The sequence below is a fragment of the Aquimarina sp. EL_43 genome (genome assembly GCF_943422735.1).
GTDB lineage: Bacteria > Bacteroidota > Bacteroidia > Flavobacteriales > Flavobacteriaceae > Aquimarina > Aquimarina megaterium.
The window spans coordinates 6,051,114-6,071,521 of record NZ_CALSBR010000001.1 but is presented as its reverse complement, the minus strand read 5'-3'; the positions used below and the strand labels follow the sequence as shown (position 1 = coordinate 6,071,521).

The following is a 20,408-nucleotide window of genomic DNA, read 5'->3' as shown; positions in this document are numbered from 1 at the left end:
TGAGGGTTTATTTTTTACATGTTAAATATTAGCTTTTCTTCTACCGTAGAAGACTATATAAATATAGCAGATTAACACAAGGGTCAGCGCGGTCTTAAACCCTGTTTGATCAGAAAGTAATCCAAATAGGGGAGGGATTATTGCGCCACCAACGATCATAGTGCATAAAACACCAGATGCTTGTGGTTTTAGGTCATCTAATCCTTCTATAGATAAAGAAAATATAGTTGGGAACATAATAGAGTTAAATAGTCCTACTGCCAGGATACTCCACATTGCTATAAAACCAGATGTTGACATAGATATTAGAATCAGTAAAATGGCTCCAATGGCAAAGAAACTTAAAACCTTTGCAGGTTTTATAATTTTGGTTAGATGTGCTCCTATAAACCGACCAATCATAGCACCACTCCAATAAAAAGTAACAAAAGCACCTACTATTGCTTTATTGTCTAGTGTTTGGCTATCTGATCCCAAAATCCCTTCAGAGATACTCCTCATAAATGTGCTCTCCTTGATTCGAGAAGCAAGATTCATATCCAAAAAATAATTGATTAGATAACTACCTATAGCAACTTCGGCACCAACATATACAAATATTCCAATAGCTCCCATCATCAAAGATCTACTTTGTAAAACTTTTATATACCCACCTTTTGGGCTGCTTTTTATTAGCTTAGGAAGTTTGATAAATATAAATATAAAGGCTAGGATGGCGACAAATATGGCGATTCCTATGAAAGGAGATTGAACTGCAGCGGCCTCAGAAATATAATAGCTCTCTTTGTCTATGGTATTTAAAGCAGCAATTTCCTGAGGGTTTTTAACTTTATCACTTAAAATAAACATAGCTCCAATAGCCGGAGCAATAGTAGTACCTAAAGAATTAAAGGCCTGAGACAGATTAAGTCTGCTCGAAGCACCTTCTTCAGAACCTAATACAGCTACATATGGATTAGCAGCAACTTGTAGAATGGTAATTCCACTTGCCACAACAAAATACGCTAACATAAAAATACTAAATTCGCGATACGATGCAGCAGGATAAAATAATAAACATCCTGTTGCCAGAGTTAACAAGCCTAATATAATCCCTTTTTTATATCCAATCTTAGATAGAATAAAGCCAGAAGGGATTGATAATAAAAAATAGGCTCCAAAAAACGCAAATTGAACTAATCCAGCTTGAAAGTAATTTAAAGTAAAAACTTCCCGAAGTCTCGGGATTAGAGAATCGACGAGTACTGTTATAAACCCCCATAAAAAGAATAAGGAAGTTAAAAATATAAAAGCACTTTTATATGTTGTACTGTTTTTCAAAATAGTGTTTTTTTAGATTATAATTTGTTTTATCTTTTAATATTGTTGGTTACTATAATTTAATCTTTTGCTAATATGCTCGGTTTATATAACTCTAAAAACAGAGACTCTCATAAAATATGTTGTTAACCAGACGCGCCCCACCTAGTAAAATAGCCTTTTCTTTTAATTCACTTTGATATATTTTGGTAGTACATCCCTGATTTTTTAGTTCTGTATTCAGGTGCTCTGCAAAAGAATTCCATGCTTTAGATATATTTCCTCCAATTACAACAGCATCTGCATTATATTCTTTTAACCAGGGAGACAGGAAGGTGGCTAAATTTCTAGAAAATTCAGTAAATATTTGATCTGTATACGGATTGGAGTTAGAATCGGTAATTAGATCTTTTACTCCACGTATGGTAATCCCTGTTGCTTCCTTATATTTTTTAATAAACCAACGGGTAGAGAAATACTCATCTGCTATTCCATTTTTAAAAGGAATATTGTATAGTTCACCATTTTCGGGAACACCATCTCCAGAAAGTATAGGGAGTCCTTGCAATAAAAAGGTAGCTCCAAAACCGGTACCTAAAGTTATGGCTAGTGCTTTTTCTGTAGACTTAAGTTTTCCTTTCCAGAATTCTCCTATACCAAAACAGGCAGCGTCATTATAAAATCGTAATGGCGTAGTGTCTGATAATGTTAATCGTTTACTAATTATTTCTTTAATATCTATACCAAAGAGAGAGGTGAATTTATTCTTCATTTTATAGGCAAAAACTCCTTGATGATAATCAAAAGGACCTGGTATTGCAATGCATATTCCCTCAAGAGGTTCGTTGTTAAGAGCATCTATGCTTTTTTGTAAAGCATAAATCCATTGATCAATAATTTCACTTGCTTGAGCGGTGCTGTCTACTTTTATTGAAATTAAATTAGAATCTGGTATTTTGTGGTTTTTGGTGTCAATGCGGGCTACAGTAATATGGCTACCTCCTATATCTACTCCTAATATCATTTTTTATTCTATGTTTTGTTTGTTAGTTGTTACGTATGCTGTCGATGGTTAGTCTACTTTTAGTATCTTTTCGAAAGTTATGGATTAGATTTGTTTTTATTTTGATCAACGATATGATAAAGATGAGAAGTGTTAATTTCTATTTTCTCAAAATCAGGACCACTCCATAATGTTTTTAGACCGATATTATCTGAACATTGAAAATATCGTATAGTAAATTTATGCAGTCCCTTAGATAAAATTATATCGTTTTTTTGAATAAAACTAAATGATTTTCTTCCATCACTTTCAAACAATTCTTTGCCGTCAATTAATAGTTGGGCACCATCATTTGCAGCAATTTCAAAATTATATACGCCATTTTTAGGAATATTGATAAATCCATCAAATTCAAAACCTATCCATTCATCTCGTAAACGGGGTTCTATATTGATAGTTGATACTTCTCCTTTTTGTATGGGATCTTCTTGTAGAAAATCGTAAACAGATCGAAAAATACCTTCATAATATTTATATGAAAGCCCGTTTTTAAGTTTGGTCTTTAATTTCTTTGGATCTATACTCTCTAGTTTCTCTAAAAATAATGTTGTTGTATAACTAGATATTAAATCATTTTTGAAAGCTTTGATTTTTAGTTCTGTAGATTTTTTCACCTCGAAAGGAGAGTTGTAGGGTATACTATTTTCTGTGGGTTCACTACCGTCAACTGTATAATATATATTAGCATTTTCTGTATCACAACCTAAAACGATTGTTTTGGTGTCTAAAAATGTGGTATGATCAGATTTTAGATAGGGTATATGCACTGTTTTTTTTGTATCTGATAGTGGTCTGTTTGATGGATCAATACCCCAATCTTTATTGGGAATATCTGTCATTTCAAAAACTAATTCCCCTCCTTTTAGAATATCTTCGTGTTTTAGATATGTGTTAGGATATTCTTTGCCATTAAGTTTCAAGGATGAAAAATGGATGTTTTTTTCACTGGCATTATGAGCTCTTATTGTAAAAGTTTTTCCGTTATCGAGGTGAATTTCGGCCTTTTCAAAAGATGGGCTTCCAATAACATATTCTGAAGCCCCCGGTGTAACAGAGTAAAACCCTAAACTGCTTAATACATACCATGCAGACATTTGTCCGCAATCATCATTTCCGCAGAGCCCATCAGGTTCAGAAGTATACATTTCGTTTAATATTTTGTGAATAGTTTGCTGTGATTTCCAGGGCTTACCGGCATAGTTATATAAGTAAGCGAGGTGATGGCTGGGTTCGTTTCCATGAGAATATTGACCTAGCAATCCAGAAACATCAGAATCTTCGCTAATTTCTTCATCAAAATTTTTAGAGAAAAGGTTGTCTAGCCATTGATTAAAATTAGTGTCACCTCCAACTAAATCAATTACGCTTGCTATATCATGAGGAACAAACAGGCTGTATTGATATGAATTTCCTTCGGTGAAATTAAAATTATACGTTTTTTCGACAGATGTAGGATTAAAATCTTCATACCACTTTCTATTAGAATATCGAGGTCTCATGAATCCCGTTTGCTGATCATATAGATTAACAAAAAATTGAGCTCTTCGAGAGTATTCATTATAGATATCTGTTTTGTTTAACGCTTTGGCCATTTGTGCAATACACCAATCATCATATGCATATTCTAACGTTTTAGAAACGGATTGACTGCTTTTGTTTGAGGGTACAAAACCTAATTCGGTATAGTAGTTAATGCCTCTTTTTTTTACATTAGAACTTTCTATCATGGCAGTTAATACTTTTTCGGCATTCACATCTGTTATTCCTTTTAAGTATGCATCTGCCATAACCGAAACTCCGTGATATCCTATCATACACCTTGTATCATTTGCTGCCAATTCCCACATGGGGATTTCACCGTATTGTTCGTGTTTTTTTTGTAGAGTAACAACGATATCTCGGGTTACATCTGGCTCTATAATTGTTAATAATGGGTGCAGACCTCTAAATGTGTCCCAAAGAGAGAAAACCGTATAATTATTAAACCCTTTTGCGGTATGTATGTTGTCATCCATTCCTCGGTATTGACCATCAATATCATTATACAAATTAGGGGTCAAAAGACTATGGTATAAAGCGGTGTAGAATATTTCTTTTTTATCTTCGTTACTATCGGATATTGCTATTTTACTTAGCGAAGTATTCCAGGTTTTTTTTGCTTCTTTTCTAATCTTATCAAAGTTCCAATGTGGTAATTCTTTTTTTAGGTTTTTCCTGGCACCATCAATACTTACCGCAGATAATGCTACTTTCGCGATAACCTGATCTCCTGCACTGTCAAAATTAAGAGCTGCTATTATTTTCTTGTTGTTAAATTTGGTACCTGTAGTTGCTGTTTTTTCTCCAGTAAGAATTTGATAGGACGCGATAGGTTTAGAAAATTGTGCCACAAAATACTGGCGTTGGTTACCGGCCCATGCCTTTGATCTTCGATATCCAGCAATTTCTGTTTTGCTTATGATCTCGAATGTTGCTTCTATTACCGGATCACGATGTTCTAGGTCGACAATGATACTTGTTTTTTCTGCTTCTGGATATGTGTATCGATGTACTCCGACCCGTTTTGTGGTTGTTAATTCTGTCTTTATATTATAATCATCCAGAATAACAGAGTAATATCCAGGTTCGGCAAACTCATTTTGGTGAGTATATCTAGAACGATATCCGGTATCAGGATTTTCTGGAGTACCTGCTTGAAATTGTACTTCTCCGGTTGTAGGCATGAGTAAAATATCACCTAAATCGGGAACTCCTGTTCCTGATAAGTGCGTATGGGTAAACCCTATAATAGAAGTGTCTGTATAATCATATCCTGCACAGGCCGGCCAGCTGGTGTGATCATTTCTGGTATCAGGGCTTAATTGTACCATCCCGAAAGGAAGCATAGGGCCAGGAAATGTATGTCCGGGTGATTTTGTTCCGATAAAAACATCTACATAATCTGCCGGATTTCTTACTTCTTCTTTATTTGTACAATGGATCCCTAATCCTGCAATCATAAGGGTTAGGAGTATTCTTCTAAGCATAAACAATTTCATAATTCATTTATTTTGAACTTCGTGGTTGAATTACATTGGGTGTTAAAAATGTATGATGAATTAACATGTGAAAGACAGAATCTGTATGAATGATTCTGTCTTTACAATCTAAAACAAAAAATAACTAATGAAACAAATCTATTAGTAGAACTTGGTTTATAATTAATATCCGGAATTTTGTTTTAAAGCTCCTCCAGAAGAGTTTATTGCATCGAGAGGAATGGGATAGTATTCGCTTTTTCCCTGGGTAAAACTTGCTCCGTTAAGGTAAACACGTTTTGAAGATTCTTCACTAATATATTTGTTTAATACCTGCGGAGCTACCCCCCAACGTACCAGGTCAAAAAATCGATGTCCTTCTGAGGCTAATTCTAATCTTCTTTCAAAACGAACCGCTTTAATGGCATATTCCTGATCAGGAAACGATGTGTATTCATTAATTACATAGTTTGCAGCTGGTGTTCCGTCGGGGTTTTTAACAAATCCATCGGGATTTGCAGCTCTAGCTCTTATTCTGTTTACAAGATTCATGGCATCTGTTAATTGACCATCCTGAGCATATACTTCTGCTCTCCATAATAATACATCAGAATATCTTATTAATGGTGTGTTAATCGCATTGTATTGCGGCAATCCAGCAGCAGACATTGAGCCTTCTTGAGATTTTAATATTTCATGTTTCTTACCAACATACGGCCCTCCGTTAGATTGATCACGTGTCCATCTCGATCCGGGCATAATCCCCCAACCTAAATATTCTATACCTCTTCTACCTACTGTCCAGTCTAATCTTGGATCTAGGTTACCAGTATATGGTGTAAAAGGTTGATCAGATGTGATTCCTTGATCATTGGTGATATCAGAGTCATTAAAAGCATCTAATAATGGTAATCCATTAGCATCGGTTTTAAATGCATTCACTAAATTTTGGCTAGGTTGAAAAAAACCGCAACATCCTCCGCCAGGAGCATCAGGAGCATATGGGTGGTTTAATCTATTACCCCTATTACCATTAATAAACCCATCTCCTCCGTCATTTACAGAGTTTTGAACAGCAAATACAGATTCTGAATTATTGTCTTTTTCAGCATTAAAATTATCATGATAATTAGGAACCAATTGAAACGGTCCTTCATTAATAATATTATCTAAAATTGGCCTTGCTGCGGCATAATCATTTTGAAACATATGTGCTTTTGCCAGATATGCTTTAGCTATCCATGAGGTGGCTCTACCAGCATCATCCTGGCTTTCGGGAAGATTATTTATTGCATATGTTAAATCTTCTTCTATTTGTGGCCAGATATCGGTATCATTAGATGGAGTAGTGGTTAGTCCTTCTTTCATAAAAGGTATATTGTTCCATATTTTTTTTGCATCCATATGATAATGTGCTCTTAGGAAACGTGCTTCTGCACCCAGAACTGTTAAATCTTCTTCTAGAGTGCCTTTTTCTATAGCTTTGGTAATTGATTCTATCGTTTGATTTGTTCTGGAAATACCTTCAAATAAAGATTCCCATTTTCTGGATAGATAAATGTTTGTTGTTCCCGAAGAGAAACGCTCAACATCATTCAATTGAGGCTGATCATCTATAGACGAACCTTTATGAAAATCATCAGAGGCTACATCTCCAAGAGCCCAGTTAGATGCTGGTGCCCAGAAATAACCAGGATTCCCATCCAAAATAGCGTAGGCGCTGATAAGTTGTTGGTCGACCCATTCTTTATTAAATTCTATTACTCCTTCAACGAGAGATCCTTGTGGTTCAATGTCTAGTTCTTTCTCGCAAGAAATCACTAGTAACGTAACGAATACAAATAAGATTATTTTTTTCATCTGTTTATATTTGATTTTTTTGATTATTGTGTAGAATGAGCAATAAGAGATCATCATTGGTTTCATCTTCATTTGTTTGCCTATGCTCAATTTTACCTCGTTTTTTATTTATAAAGCAAGATTAACACCTAGTATAAAGGTTCTCGCTACAGGGTATGCACCTCTATCAATACCGATATCCAGATTTACAGAATCGCCGCCATATTGTTGTAAGTTGATTTCAGGATCTAATCCAGAGTATTTTGTCCAGGTGTATAGGTTTTTGGCTTGTACAAAAAACCTTAATTTCGAAATCTTTAGTTTAGATGTTAATCGTTCTGGTAAGCTGTATCCTAATTGAATATTTTTAAGACGAAGGTATGATCCATCCTCTATATAATAATTACTAGCACTAGAATAGTGTTCTGCAGGGTTATTAGAAAGTCTAGGTAAAGTAGCACCTGTATTAGAGGGGCTCCAGGAATTTAGATAATTTCTACTTTTTGCTCCAGGAAAACTGTTGTAATCTGTAAAGAATTTAGTGAAATTATAAATATCGTTTCCTTGGCTTCCCTGAAAGAATATTCCAAAGTCAATATTTTTGTATTCTGCCCCCAAATTAAAACTATAGGTAAAATCAGGATGAGGATTTCCTATAAAATCTCTATCATCATCATTAATCACTCCGTCATTATTAACATCTCTATACTTAAATGTTCCTATCTCTTTTCCCAGGTAATCACCAGTAGCTGCAAGTTCTGCGTCGTTTTGGATAATACCATCAATAATAAAACCATGAAATGAAGCAATTGGATGGTCAGCTTGTGTTCTAGAAGGTCTGGTTTCTCGTGCTAAATTTCCTTCTAAGAAATAATTTGGATTGTTTCCTAATTCTTTTACTGTGTTTTTATAAGTAGAAACATTTATTGAAGCGTAGTACTTTAGATTTTCATTAATCTGATCACTATATCCCAGTGAAAAATCAAATCCTTTGTTTTCTACAGATCCTGCATTGATGTATTTAGCCTGGGCAAGACCTATGAGAGTTACATTGGCTTGATCCTGAACTAATAATTTTTTTGTTAATGCATTGTAGTATTCAAAGCTGAATGTTAATTTTCGATCAAATAAAGCGCCATCAATTCCGATATTCTTTGTTGTTGTTGTTTCCCACTCCAAATCTGGGTTTCCAAATATGAATAAACTATATCCGGGTGTGACATTAGAATTGTTTCCTCCTATATCATAATTACTGTTATCATTATTAATATATTGACTAAATATTCTACCTTGAGGAATGCTTTCGTTTCCTAGTTCTCCGTATCCAGCTTTTATTTTAAGATCATTGATAAATGATAGACTCTTCATGAAATTTTCGCTAGATATTCTCCATGCGGCACTATATGAAGGGAAATAATCTGATCTTTTGTTTTGAGCAAATTTTGAAGTAGCATCTCTTCGTAGAGAAAATGATAATAAATACTTATCGTTGTAGCTGTAATCTACTTTTCCGAAGCTAGAGAAGTATCCACTTTTAATCCCGCTACCATTATTATCTCTAGAACCGGTTCCTCTATCCAAATATCTATAATCTAGTTCGTCGGTAAAGAAATCAGTTCTTGAAGCACTCAGGAATTTTCTTTGTGTTTTATTAGATTCTGTTCCTAACATTGCATTAATAGAATGGTTTCCTATATTTTTAGAATAACTAAGTGTGTTATACCATGTAGAAGAGATGGTATAATCGTTACTTTCTATTAATCGATTAACAGAATTTGGCTCTGCAACTTCTGGATTAAGAAAAACATAAAACGAGCTGTTGTTATTGTTGTAATCCAGTCCTATGTTAGTTTTAAAAGTAAAATCGTTTAAAAAGTCTAGCTCTGCATATGCATTACCAATTGTTCTGTAGCTTCTTTGCAGGTTGTTTTTGTTTCGGGTTGCACTGGCTACAGGGTTAATGCCATTACCTAATCCCGGACTTTGAGGGCCGGCATAATTACCTGCAATATCGTATACAGGAATGATAGGTTGTGCTCTATATAAGAAAGAAATATCCCCTCCGGTAGATTGATTTCCAACAGAACCAACTCGGTCAGAATAAGAAAGGTTAAACGATTCTCCTATTCTGAAATTATCAGTTATTTTAAATTCTGAATTTGCTCTTAATACATATCTGTTGTAGAAAGTATGTAAGGCTACACCTTCTTGTTTTAGTGCACCCATTCCGACATGAAATTTTGCATTTTCAGACCCTCCGGATAATCCCAGATTATAATTTTGAACAAAAGCATCATTAAAATATTCATCAAACCAATCTGTACCTTGTTTATTTGCTCTGGTAATCTTATTAGTTTGGGCATCATATGTAGATAGATCTGCTGAATCTGCTCCAGCAGGGGTTAGATAATTTGGTAATACAGGGGTACTTCCGTTACCATATTGAGGGTGAGAAGGAGCAAAGCCATCGTTATTAAAACGGGTCCAAATAACATTTGCAGTCTCCTGAGGAGATAATAAATCCGGAAAAGCAGATTTTGCAATGTTGTCAACTCCTAGACTTGTATTAAATGTAAACTTAGTCTTGCTATTATACTTACCTCCTTTGGTGGTGATAAGGATTACCCCATTAGCAGCTCTAAATCCATAAATAGCAGAAGAGGATGCATCTTTTAGTATTTGCATAGATTCAATATCTGCTGGATTTAGCTGGTTAATTCCGGTAGTTGTTGGTGTACCATCAATTACATAAAGAGGGTCATTGTTATTGATTGTTCCAAACCCTCGTATTCTTACCATTGCAGATCCTCCGGGGCCTCCTTCAGAACCTACAGTAACTCCTGAGGCTAATCCTTGCAAAGATTGCTCAATATCGACAGGAGTAGTAGCGGCTAGATCTTCTGCTTTGATTACGGTAACAGATCCAGTTATATTTCTTACCGATTGTTTTGAATACCCGGTAACTACAATTTCTTCTAGTTGATTAGAACTCTCTTGCATAGTGATGTTGTGTACTCCCGAATCTGACACCGTAATACTTTGAGTTTCCATTCCCAGATAACTAAATAACAATGTATCTCCTGATGAGGCTGTTAATGAATAGTTTCCGTCAAAATCGGTTTGTGTTCCTGTAGAAGAGTCTTTTATAATAATGTTTACCCCTGGTAATAACATTCCCGTATTATCTGCTACTTTTCCAGTAATTGTAATTTCCTGGGCGGTAACCATATTGGCAAATGACATGAAGGTAAGCACAAAAAATAGATATCCTAATTTATTCTTCATATTAAAATTGGTTTAGTTAATAATTTGACTGCTGATTTCTCTAATAAACTCTTAATCAATTGGCGTTTCTAAAAGATTAACAATGCGTTATGTTTAAGAGGATTATTGTTTTCAAATTTATAATATGAAGACTAATATTTGTATTTTGATATAAATATTAGTGATTTTTATGGTAAAAATTAATTTATGAAGTTTTTTTATCTTTTTATAATATATATTACTACGCTATTAAGTTTTTTTTCGTGTTAAAATTCTACTCATTTTTTGATAAAAGTAAGTGTATGTGTGTTTTTAAGTTGATTTAATGTATTTAAAATGTTAATTTGATAGAAAATTCACTTATAATTAGATTTTATGATTTGTTTCTTAAATATGAGTATATTTGGTTAAATAGATTGGATAAATGTATTATTGTAATAAAAAAAGCTTTATTATTATAAAATAAAAGTATTTTTATCTGAATAGTGTAATTGTATAAATAATATGGAAATGTTAGATAACACAGACAAAACTATTTTGCGTATCCTTCAAAGAGATTCTAAAAAAACTGCGAAGGAAATAGCGAATCTTTTAAACTTAACTGTTTCTCCTATATATGAGAGGATAAAACGTTTAGAAAGTAAAGGGTATATAGAAAAATATGTTGCAATTGTGAATAAAAATATGGTTGGTTTGCCCATTACAGCATTTTGCCAGGTGTCTCTACAATCTCATGGAGAATCATTTATTGATAAGTTTGAAAATCAAATAAAAAATTTGAAAGAAGTTCAAGAGTGCTTTCATATGGCAGGACAGGTAGACTTTTTGCTAAAAATAAATATGCCAAGCTTAGAAGAATATCATGAGTTTATGCGTTCTAAATTATCAAAAATTGATAATATCGGAGTCCTGAATACCACTTTTTCTTTAAAGGTGATTAAGCATACTTCAGAATATTATTTATAAAAAAACACCTGCACAGTAAAGTACAGGTGTTTTTACAATTCTAATTAACTATGGTATAGTATAAACCGGTGTTAGCGCTTTATAAATCTATTTCTATATATGGTTTTTCCATATTGTTTTACAATTATAAAATACATTTTGCTTTCTAAATGATCAAGGCTTAGTTCGTTGCCTGAAGTTTTTTCTGTAAAAATTAGAGCGCCTTGGGTATCATAAATTTCAAAAAGTAAAGAGGTGTTTTTTAAGTTTTGTGGTTTTACAAAAAGCAATTTATCTTTTACTGGATTAGGATATGACTTTAAATTGAATGCGCTTTCAGGATTTTTGTTTTCTACTGTTTGAAGATTGCTTCGATTGTTACTACCGCAATCCAGATTCCATGGGTAATCACCGTCGTAATCAAGAGTGTTACCATTATTGATATAGTTTTTTGTATTCATTCCATACCGTTTCTACACCTTTTCCAAGGATATCTTTAAAAGCATTATCAAAAGACCATGAGTTTCCTAAGTCTTTTGCAGCTTTATTAAATTTATAGATAAAATTCTTGTCATATTTTTGAGTAACATACTGTAGGAAAAAGCCTGTTGTAGTATAGCCACCCAGCCATTTTCTGGAATTATTTACATCTGGGTTTCTGGTTTGATGAAACCCCGCATATATCCTTACCCCATCTGCTATACCTTCTGTATAAGCCCAAAAAGGAGAAGACCCATCATATGTTCCTCCTGTAGTAGGGGAGTAATTATAGCCATGAGTTACTTCGTGAAATAGAATTCCATCGATTTCATCTTTTATAACCTGTGAATTGTTACCCGAATCTCTATAGATTTTTGCCAGATGTTGTGTGCTCACTTCTATGGTCATTTGATCACCATCTCCAAATTTATGAGCTACAAAATCTTCATTTTTCAAGTTGAATTTTAACAACCTAAATTTGGGAGCATCAGCAGAATTACGATACAAGATTTTAGCTACATCCAGGCAACGTTGTTTCATGTAGTTTTCTGCATTAGGGATCACCTGGTTAAATATTTGTGATCCGACAGTTGATCCATCAAAATCTCTAAATTCTACTCTTGGAGTAAGAAAATCATTCCCCCATGAGCAAGAACCTCCATCAGTAGAACCTCCTTTTCCAAACAATTCGATTTCAGATGCTTGTAGGATGGTTCCGCTATTGTTTCTCATAGATAATCGATAATAGTTGTAAGAAGAGGTAGTGCTTACCTGAAAAGTTCTTTTCTGATTTCTATTCGGGAAATTTTGATTAGATCTTTGATCAATATTTTGCCAGGAACTTCCGTTTGTAGATCCTTGCAAAGTCCAACTCTTAGGATCTCTTTCTGGCGCATCGTTTCCAGAAGTTATTGTGTATGAAGATAATGTATAATTTTTGGTTGCTATATATTGTACCCATGCAGAAGCATTAAAAGTTAAAAACTTAGAATTAGGATTGTTATCAATCAATTTAGATATATCCTCATAAGATGGTGAATTATTATGTTGATCAGAAATAGTTCCCCCATCATTAGTGATGTCAATAATTTCTCCACCATCATTTTTTGAAGATACAGTGATGTACTCAGATTTAATTTTAGTATCCGAACCATCTCTATTTATTACTTTTAGGGTTACCGAATAGGTTCCAGCTCTATTATACGTCACTACAGGATTAGTTTGTGTACTACTAGAAGGGCTACCTCCATCAAATGTCCAATTATATGAAGTAGCATCTGTAGAAGAATTGGTATAGGATATACTTTCTTCTTCTTTTATGTTGGTTTTATTAGCCTTAAAATCGGCTATAGGAAGTTGTTGTGTGTTTTTTTTCTTTTCCAAATAATTCGACTTCTGCAACCTGTAAAATGGTACCGCTATTATTGGCCATCGATAATCGGTAATATTTGTAAGCGGTAGAAGTGTTAACTGTAAAACTTCTTTTTTGATGTCTGTTCGGAAAATCTTGATTAGATCTTTGATCGATATTTTGCCAGGAATTTCCATTTGTAGATCCTTGTAAAGTCCAGTTTTTTGGATCTCTCTCTGGAGCATCATTTGCAGAAGATAAAGTGTAAGAAGACAAAATATAAGATGTACTGGCTTTATACTGTACCCATGCAGATGCATTAAAGGTTAGGTATTTCGAATTGATAGTATTGTCGATTAGTTTTGATATACCTTCGTTAGATGGGGAATCATTGTATTGACTAGAAACTGTTCCGCCATCATTAGTAATGTCGATTAGATCTCCATTACTGCCACCGCAATCCAGGTTCCATGGGTAATCACCGTCGTAATCAAGAGTATTACCATTATTGATATAGTTTTTGTATTCATCCCATACCGTTTCTACACCTTTTCCAAGGATATCTTTAAAAGCATTATCAAAAGACCATGAGTTTCCTAAGTCTTTTGCAGCTTTATTAAATTTATAGATAAAATTCTTGTCATATTTTTGAGTAACATACTGTAGGAAAAAGCCTGTTGTAGTATATCCACCTAGCCATTTTCTGGAATTATTTACATCTGGAGTTCTGGTTTGATGAAACCCTGCATATATCCTTACCCCATCTGCTATCCCTTCTGTATAAGCCCAAAAAGGAGAAGACCCATCATATGTTCCTCCTGTAGAAGGGGAGTAATTGTAGCCATGAGTTACTTCGTGAAATAGAATTCCATCGATTTCATCTTTTATAACCTGTGAATTGTTACCCGAATCTCTATAGATTTTTGCCAGATGTTGTGTGCTCACTTCTATGGTCATTTGATCACCATCTCCAAATTTATGAGCTACAAAATCTTCATTTTTCAAGTTGAATTTTAACAACCTAAATTTGGGAGCATCAGCAGAATTACGATACAAGATTTTAGCTACATCCAGGCAACGTTGTTTCATGTAATTCTCTGCATTAGGGATCACCTGGTTAAATACTTGTGATCCAACAGTTGATCCATCAAAATCTCTAAATTCTACTCTTGGAGTAAGAAAATCATTCCCCCAAATACAGGTTTGCTTACTTTGAGAAGAAAAGGTATTATTTTCATTATTTGCAGTTTGATGTAGAGGTTGTGCACTCATTTTGAATACAAATACCATTGTTGATAACATGCCTATCCAAAGCATGTGTTTTTTGTAATTTTTCATTGTGAAGTTTGTGTTTTTTTATTAGTATTTTTTTTGTAAAAACTAATAAATGTTAGTTGCAATAAAATTACAGTATTGAGGTATGTTTTCATTTTTCACGCTTAATTTCAGTGATTTTTATTCTTTTTTAGTTTTTTTTAGTCTTTTTTCTTTTTAAAAGAAGATATGTTCATTTTGTGAAGTGTTTTTTATGCCAAAAAAATAACATCTCTATAGGATAAGTATAGAATATAAAAGTACTTTCTTAGGATTATCGATACATATAGCTTTTGGATTGGTGTTTTTTTTAGACAATTTTGGCCAATCTAAAAATTGCATCATGCTACTTTATGCAAGAAGTAAATCGGGGTTGTTTTTTAACAAAATAGAAGATAAACACTTGATTATACTATGCGTATAATATGTTATGATATAGTATCTGTTATCTCCTAAATATGGCAGAACATTCTTCAGAAACGTATTCGTTTATTTTATTTAGAACAGTATTTTCTTCTTGTACTATCCATAAGAATCTGCATCTAATTTTAGGGTTTTTAGTGATTGTATAATCTTCATTAGTTTGTTAAAATCAAAGAAAAATATGTAAAGATTAGTACTAAAATATCCATATATAATACTTTATTAATCCAAATGATGGTAATACCATAACTCTAAGATATATTTCGCTTCGAAATAATCAATCTTAAAATAATATGGAAAAAAAAGTAGACACAAATCAGTTCTCAAGGCTTTTTTCGATAAGAGCTTGGAAGCTAAACTTTACAAAAATCGTAAACAAAACTAAAATCCCATACCCTTCTTTCTAAGACATTATAAAGGAGGTTACTAAGAAAAGGCAGGTAGAAATAACATTTTAAAAGTTAATTATAACAGTATTTCTAAGCCTTAAACCTTTCTACAAAATTATGGATCAGGCACTTGGGAAAACGCCAGAAGATCCGTCAAGTAATTTTAAAATTTAATAAAACAAACTAATGAACACAAAAATTAATCTTTCGGTTATACTCATGCTGATTTTTTGTACAATAAGTTTTGCACAAGAAAAAACAGTATCCGGTAAAATAACAGAGGATTCTGGGATTCCTCTTCCTGGAGTAAATATTCTAGTCAAGGGAACATCAATTGGCGCATTGTCTGATTTTGATGGTAATTACTCTTTACAGGTAGAAGCAGGTCAAACACTTATTTTTTCTTATCTGGGTTTTAAAACAGAAGAAAAACTGGTAGGAAATGAGGCTACAATCAATATGATTATGTATCAAGATGCTACTTCACTAGATGAAATTGTAGTAACAGCTCTTGGTATAAGTAGGTCTAAAAAATCTTTGGGATATGCAACTCAACAGATAGAATCAGAAGATATTAGCAAAGCTAAAGGTGTAAACTTTGTGAATTCATTGTCTGGTAAACTTGCTGGGGTTACTGTTTCCAGAAATAATAACTTCGGGGGTTCAACAAATGTAATTATCAGGGGATATTCTTCTTTAACCGGTAATAATCAACCTTTATTTGTAATTGATGGTACTCCTATTAGTAATAGAATTAACAATTCTAGAAACTCGACAGCTGGTAGAGGAGGATATGATTATGGTAATGCTGCGTCAGATATAAATCCAGATGATATAGAAACTATAAACGTTTTAAAAGGAGCTGCTGCTTCTGCCTTATATGGATCTAGAGCAGGAAACGGAGTAATTATAATCACGACAAAAAAAGGAACTAAAAACAAAGGGTTAGGGATAACAATTAATTCAAATACTACATTTAGTAAATTTGATCCTAAGACATTTGCGAGATACCAAAAAGAATACGGAGGAGGTTATGGAGCTTCTTTTGTACAGGAAGATGTAGATGGAGATGGTATTTTAGATAATGTTGTAGATACAGGAGGCGATGCTTCTTGGGGACCAAGATTTGATCCTAATCTCTCAGTATATCAATGGGGAGCTTTTTTTCCAGAAAATCCTAATTATCGTACTCCTACACCTTGGGTAGCAGCAAAAAATGACCCTACTTCTATTTTTCAGACAGGTTTATTACAATCAACCAATATTAGTGTTGATGGTGCTTCAGACAAAGGAGATTTTAGGTTAGGATTTACCAATGTAGAACAAACAGGGATTTTACCCAACAGTTTAATTAAAAGGCAAACAGTAGATTTTGGCGGAAGTTATAAGTTGACAGATAAAGTCACAGCCAGAGCAAAGGTTACGTATACCAAAAATAGTGGGCGAGGTAGATTTGCAACAGGATATGACGAAAATAGTGTTTTGCCTGGATTGCGACAATGGTACCAAACAAATGTTGACTTAAGAGAGCAGAGAGATGCGTATTTTAGATTAAGAAGAAATGCTACTTGGAATATACGATCATCGGCACGTACAGGTGACGATCCTTATGCGCCAAGACCACAATATTGGGATAATCCATATTGGACATTATACGAAAATTATCAAACTGATGGCAGAGATCGTGTCTTTGGAAATGTAGCTTTAACATATAAAGTGAATGATTGGTTTGATGTTTTGGCAAGAGTGACTATGGATAGGTTTGATGAAATAAGAGAAGAAAGAGTAAACGTTTCTAGTTTTAATCCATCTGAGTATAACAGATTTAATGGGTTTTTTAGAGAAATGAACTACGACATGATAGGGAACTTTAATTTTGATATTACTGAAAAACTTAATTTTAAAGGACTACTAGGAATGAACCTTACTAGAACGAATAGAAGTTCTATTTTTGCAGAAACCAATGGAGGACTTAATACTTTTGGATTTTACTCTTTATCCAATTCGGTAAACCCAATTGCACCACCTATAGAAAGAAAATCTAGTATGGGGGTTAACGGGTATTATGCTAGTGCATCATTTGGTTATGATGATATATTATTCTTAGATGCAACCTACAGGATAGATCGATCATCAACATTACCAGATGGTAAAAGACAATTTAATTACCCATCAATTTCTACTAGTTTTCTTTTTTCTAACCTCTTTACAAGTGATTGGTTAAATTTCGGAAAATTGAGGTTGAACTATGCCGAAGTGGGTAATAGTGCTGGAGTACTTCTTGTAGACGATGTATATACTTTTGTTAATGGTTTTGCAGGACAATCGCTTTTCTCATTACCAAATAATAAAAACAATCCTACACTTAAGCATGAAACCGTTATAAGTTATGAAGCAGGATTAGAAATGAAGTTTTTTAAAAATAGATTTGGATTTGATATAACAGCATATCAAACAAATAGTAAAGATCAAATTCTTCCATTAGATATATCTACTTCTACAGGATTTAATTCAAAAATTGTAAATGCTGGTGAAATAGAGAATAAAGGATATGAAGTTAGTCTTTTTGGAACTCCAATTAAAACCGAAAACTTTGAATGGAATATCAATGTAAACTGGAGTACCTATAAAAGTGAAGTAGTTTCATTATTGGATGGAATTGATAATTTAAGTTTATCAGGAACATTACAAGAAGATGTTTCTATTAATGCCACTGTAGGAGAACCTTATGGTACGATTAGAGGATCTAGTTTTAAATATCTTAATGGCCAGCGAGTTGTTGATGAAAACGGATACTACGTGACTAACGAAGAAAATGGAGTGATTGGTAACATAATTCCAGATTGGAATGGAGGAATCAATAATATGTTCAGATATAAAAACGCTTCGCTTAGTTTCTTAATTGATATGCAAAAAGGAGGGGATATCTATTCTCTTGATCATACATATGGATATGCTACCGGAATATTTCCTGAAACTGCAGGACTTAATGATTTAGGTAACCCTATAAGAGATGCTGTTGCCGATGGAGGAGGGATAATTGCTCCTGGTGTTAGAGAAGATGGGACTCCTAATACAGTGAGAACTCCGGTAAATAGTTTTGATAGCCCATTTATTTATTACAGATCAACAGATGAACAAGATGTTTATGATGCTTCTTTTGTAAAATTAAGAGAAGTGATATTCTCTTATTCACTACCATCAAAATTATTAGATAACCTACCTGTTAATGATGTAGTGGTTTCTCTAATTGGTAGAAACTTATGGATTATTGACAAAAACATCCCATATTCTGATCCAGAAGCAGGATTAAGTGCAGGTAACTTACAAGGGTTTCAATCTTCTGCATATCCCACATCTAAAGAATATGGTTTTAACCTAAAAGTAAAATTCTAAAAAAATGAAAAATAGTAAAATTTTAACCATACTATTCTGCTTGTTTATGATCTTTTCCTGTAAGGTAGATGATCTTAATGTGAGCGATAAACAGATTTCTGACGTTCCTTCGTCAACATTATTTACTAATGGACAACGAAATTTGGTTGACCAAATGGTGACTCAAAGTATTTTTGATAATCATTTGAAATTTTATGCGCAATATTGGGCGGGTACAGGTTTTATAGGTCCAGAAACTAATTTTCAAGATCTTAAGAGTTTTCCACAAAATTATTGGAATACACTTTATAGAGATGTTCTAAGTGACCTTAACGAAGCGGCTCGATTAATTCCCGAAGAAGAAATATTCGGTTTTACCGAAATAGATAAGCAAAATAGATTAGCAATTATCGAAATTTTGAAAGCATATACCTTTCATGTCTTGGTAGATCTTTTTGGAGATGTTCCTTACTCTGAAGCCCTGTCTTTAGATGAAAATATCTTAAACCCAGTTTATGATAATGATCAGAATATTTATACTAATATTATAAATCAGCTAAATACTGCTATTAGCAACCTTAATGCTTCCGGACAATCATTTGGTGATTCAGATTTGATGTATCAAGGAGATGTCTCTAAATGGGCGAAATTTGCAAATTCTTTAAAGTTACGTTTAGCACTTAGGATTGCCGATGTAGATTCTAATCAAGCAGGAACACTAGCAACAGAGGCAGTTAACTCTGGAGTATTTACATCTAATAACGATAATGCTTCATTGAGCTACGAATCGACAACACCTAATACAAATCCAATATGGGAAACTCTTGTAAATAGTGGTAGAGAAGATTATGTTGTTGCAGAAGCAATAGTAGATATTATGCAACCGATTAATGATCCAAGACAATCTGCTTATTTTGATAACAACCTAACTCCTTATGTAGGAGGAATACTAGGAAACCTTAATACATTTGATGATTTTACCCACATTGGTACTGCTTTTCATCAACCTGATTTAGAAGGGTTGTTACTTGATTATGCAGAAGTAGAATTTTTATTGGCAGAAGCTGCAGAACGTTCTTTGGTTGGATCTCCGGCAGATGCAGAAAATCATTATAATAATGCTATTACAGCATCTATTACATATTGGGGAGGTTCATCTGGTGATGCAACAACCTATCTAGGGCAAGCAGATGTAGCTTATACAACTGCAACTGGAAACTATAGACAAAAAATAGGAACTCAACAGTGGATCGCTTTTTATAATAGAGGTTTCGAAGGATGGTCGAGTTATAGAAGATTAGGTTTTCCTAATTTAAATGATAGCTCAGAAGGTAATCCTGTCCCGAGAAGAATAAAATACCCTATTAGAGAATATAACACTAATGGTACAAATGTGACAAACGCTGCTTCAAATATTGGAGGAGATGAATTAAGTACCAAAATATTCTGGGATGTGAATTAAGAGATATAGAACTCATTTTTAATTTGTGATAGTCCTTTCCCTCTTAATAGACAGTCTAATCTGATCAATTAAGAGGGAATTTTGTTTATAAAACAATAGTAAAGTACCGTTTCCTTTTTCTACTACCTGAATGGATATTAATCAAAAAAATCAATATTTAACATTGTATAAGTTAATTTAGTATTAT

At 33.5% G+C, this 20,408-nt stretch carries 11 protein-coding genes; 3 read left to right on the top strand and 8 right to left on the bottom strand.

The features are described from left to right. Window positions 1–21 precede the first annotated feature (21 nt). The 5 genes from NNL09_RS25885 to NNL09_RS25865 all read right to left on the bottom strand — a co-directional run bounded on the left by NNL09_RS25885 (window position 22) and on the right by NNL09_RS25865 (window position 10,503). Window positions 22–1,320, bottom strand: coding sequence for a sugar MFS transporter (locus NNL09_RS25885; RefSeq protein ID WP_196911979.1), 1,299 nt, complete (start codon window positions 1,318–1,320; stop codon window positions 22–24). A 94-nt stretch (window positions 1,321–1,414) separates the two neighbouring features. Continuing rightward, the gene (locus NNL09_RS25880) at window positions 1,415–2,323 is read right to left on the bottom strand and encodes an ROK family protein (protein WP_196911978.1); all 909 of its coding nucleotides are present in this window, start codon (window positions 2,321–2,323) and stop codon (window positions 1,415–1,417) included. A gap of 77 nt (window positions 2,324–2,400) precedes the next feature. Beyond that, complete coding sequence (locus tag NNL09_RS25875) at window positions 2,401–5,400, bottom strand: GH92 family glycosyl hydrolase (RefSeq protein ID WP_196911977.1); 3,000 nt, start codon at window positions 5,398–5,400, stop codon at window positions 2,401–2,403. A 162-nt stretch (window positions 5,401–5,562) separates the two neighbouring features. Then, window positions 5,563–7,239 carry a RagB/SusD family nutrient uptake outer membrane protein gene (locus NNL09_RS25870; RefSeq protein ID WP_196911976.1) on the bottom strand — a complete coding sequence of 559 codons (1,677 nt, stop codon included), beginning with the start codon at window positions 7,237–7,239 and terminating at the stop codon, window positions 5,563–5,565. Between the two features lie 108 nt (window positions 7,240–7,347). Next, window positions 7,348–10,503 (bottom strand): TonB-dependent receptor, encoded by a 3,156-nt coding sequence (locus NNL09_RS25865; RefSeq protein WP_196911975.1) that lies wholly within the window; start codon window positions 10,501–10,503, stop codon window positions 7,348–7,350. A gap of 489 nt (window positions 10,504–10,992) precedes the next feature. Between NNL09_RS25865 and NNL09_RS25860 the strand changes: the two genes are divergently transcribed. Then, the gene (locus tag NNL09_RS25860; RefSeq protein ID WP_231389287.1) at window positions 10,993–11,448 is read left to right on the top strand and encodes an Lrp/AsnC family transcriptional regulator; all 456 of its coding nucleotides are present in this window, start codon (window positions 10,993–10,995) and stop codon (window positions 11,446–11,448) included. Window positions 11,449–11,519: 71 nt separating this feature from the next. On the opposite strand, the gene NNL09_RS25855 is transcribed toward NNL09_RS25860, so the two are convergent. The 3 genes from NNL09_RS25855 to NNL09_RS25845 are packed head-to-tail and all read right to left on the bottom strand — an operon-like array spanning window position 11,520 to window position 14,596. Next, complete coding sequence (locus NNL09_RS25855) at window positions 11,520–11,888, bottom strand: T9SS type A sorting domain-containing protein (protein WP_254514285.1); 369 nt, start codon at window positions 11,886–11,888, stop codon at window positions 11,520–11,522. Beyond that, complete coding sequence (locus NNL09_RS25850) at window positions 11,863–13,290, bottom strand: basic secretory protein-like protein (protein ID WP_254514284.1); 1,428 nt, start codon at window positions 13,288–13,290, stop codon at window positions 11,863–11,865. The genes NNL09_RS25855 and NNL09_RS25850 overlap by 26 nt, the downstream gene beginning before the upstream one ends. Next, window positions 13,244–14,596 carry a basic secretory protein-like protein gene (locus NNL09_RS25845; RefSeq protein ID WP_254514282.1) on the bottom strand — a complete coding sequence of 451 codons (1,353 nt, stop codon included), beginning with the start codon at window positions 14,594–14,596 and terminating at the stop codon, window positions 13,244–13,246. The genes NNL09_RS25850 and NNL09_RS25845 overlap by 47 nt, the downstream gene beginning before the upstream one ends. Before the next feature lie 974 nt (window positions 14,597–15,570). Between NNL09_RS25845 and NNL09_RS25840 the strand changes: the two genes are divergently transcribed. Further along, entirely contained in the window at window positions 15,571–18,780 is a 3,210-nt protein-coding gene (locus tag NNL09_RS25840; protein WP_196911973.1) for a SusC/RagA family TonB-linked outer membrane protein, read from the top strand. Between the two features lie 4 nt (window positions 18,781–18,784). Further along, window positions 18,785–20,221, top strand: a complete 1,437-nt coding sequence (locus NNL09_RS25835; protein WP_196911972.1) for a SusD/RagB family nutrient-binding outer membrane lipoprotein — start codon at window positions 18,785–18,787, stop codon at window positions 20,219–20,221. Window positions 20,222–20,408: the final 187 nt, after the last annotated feature.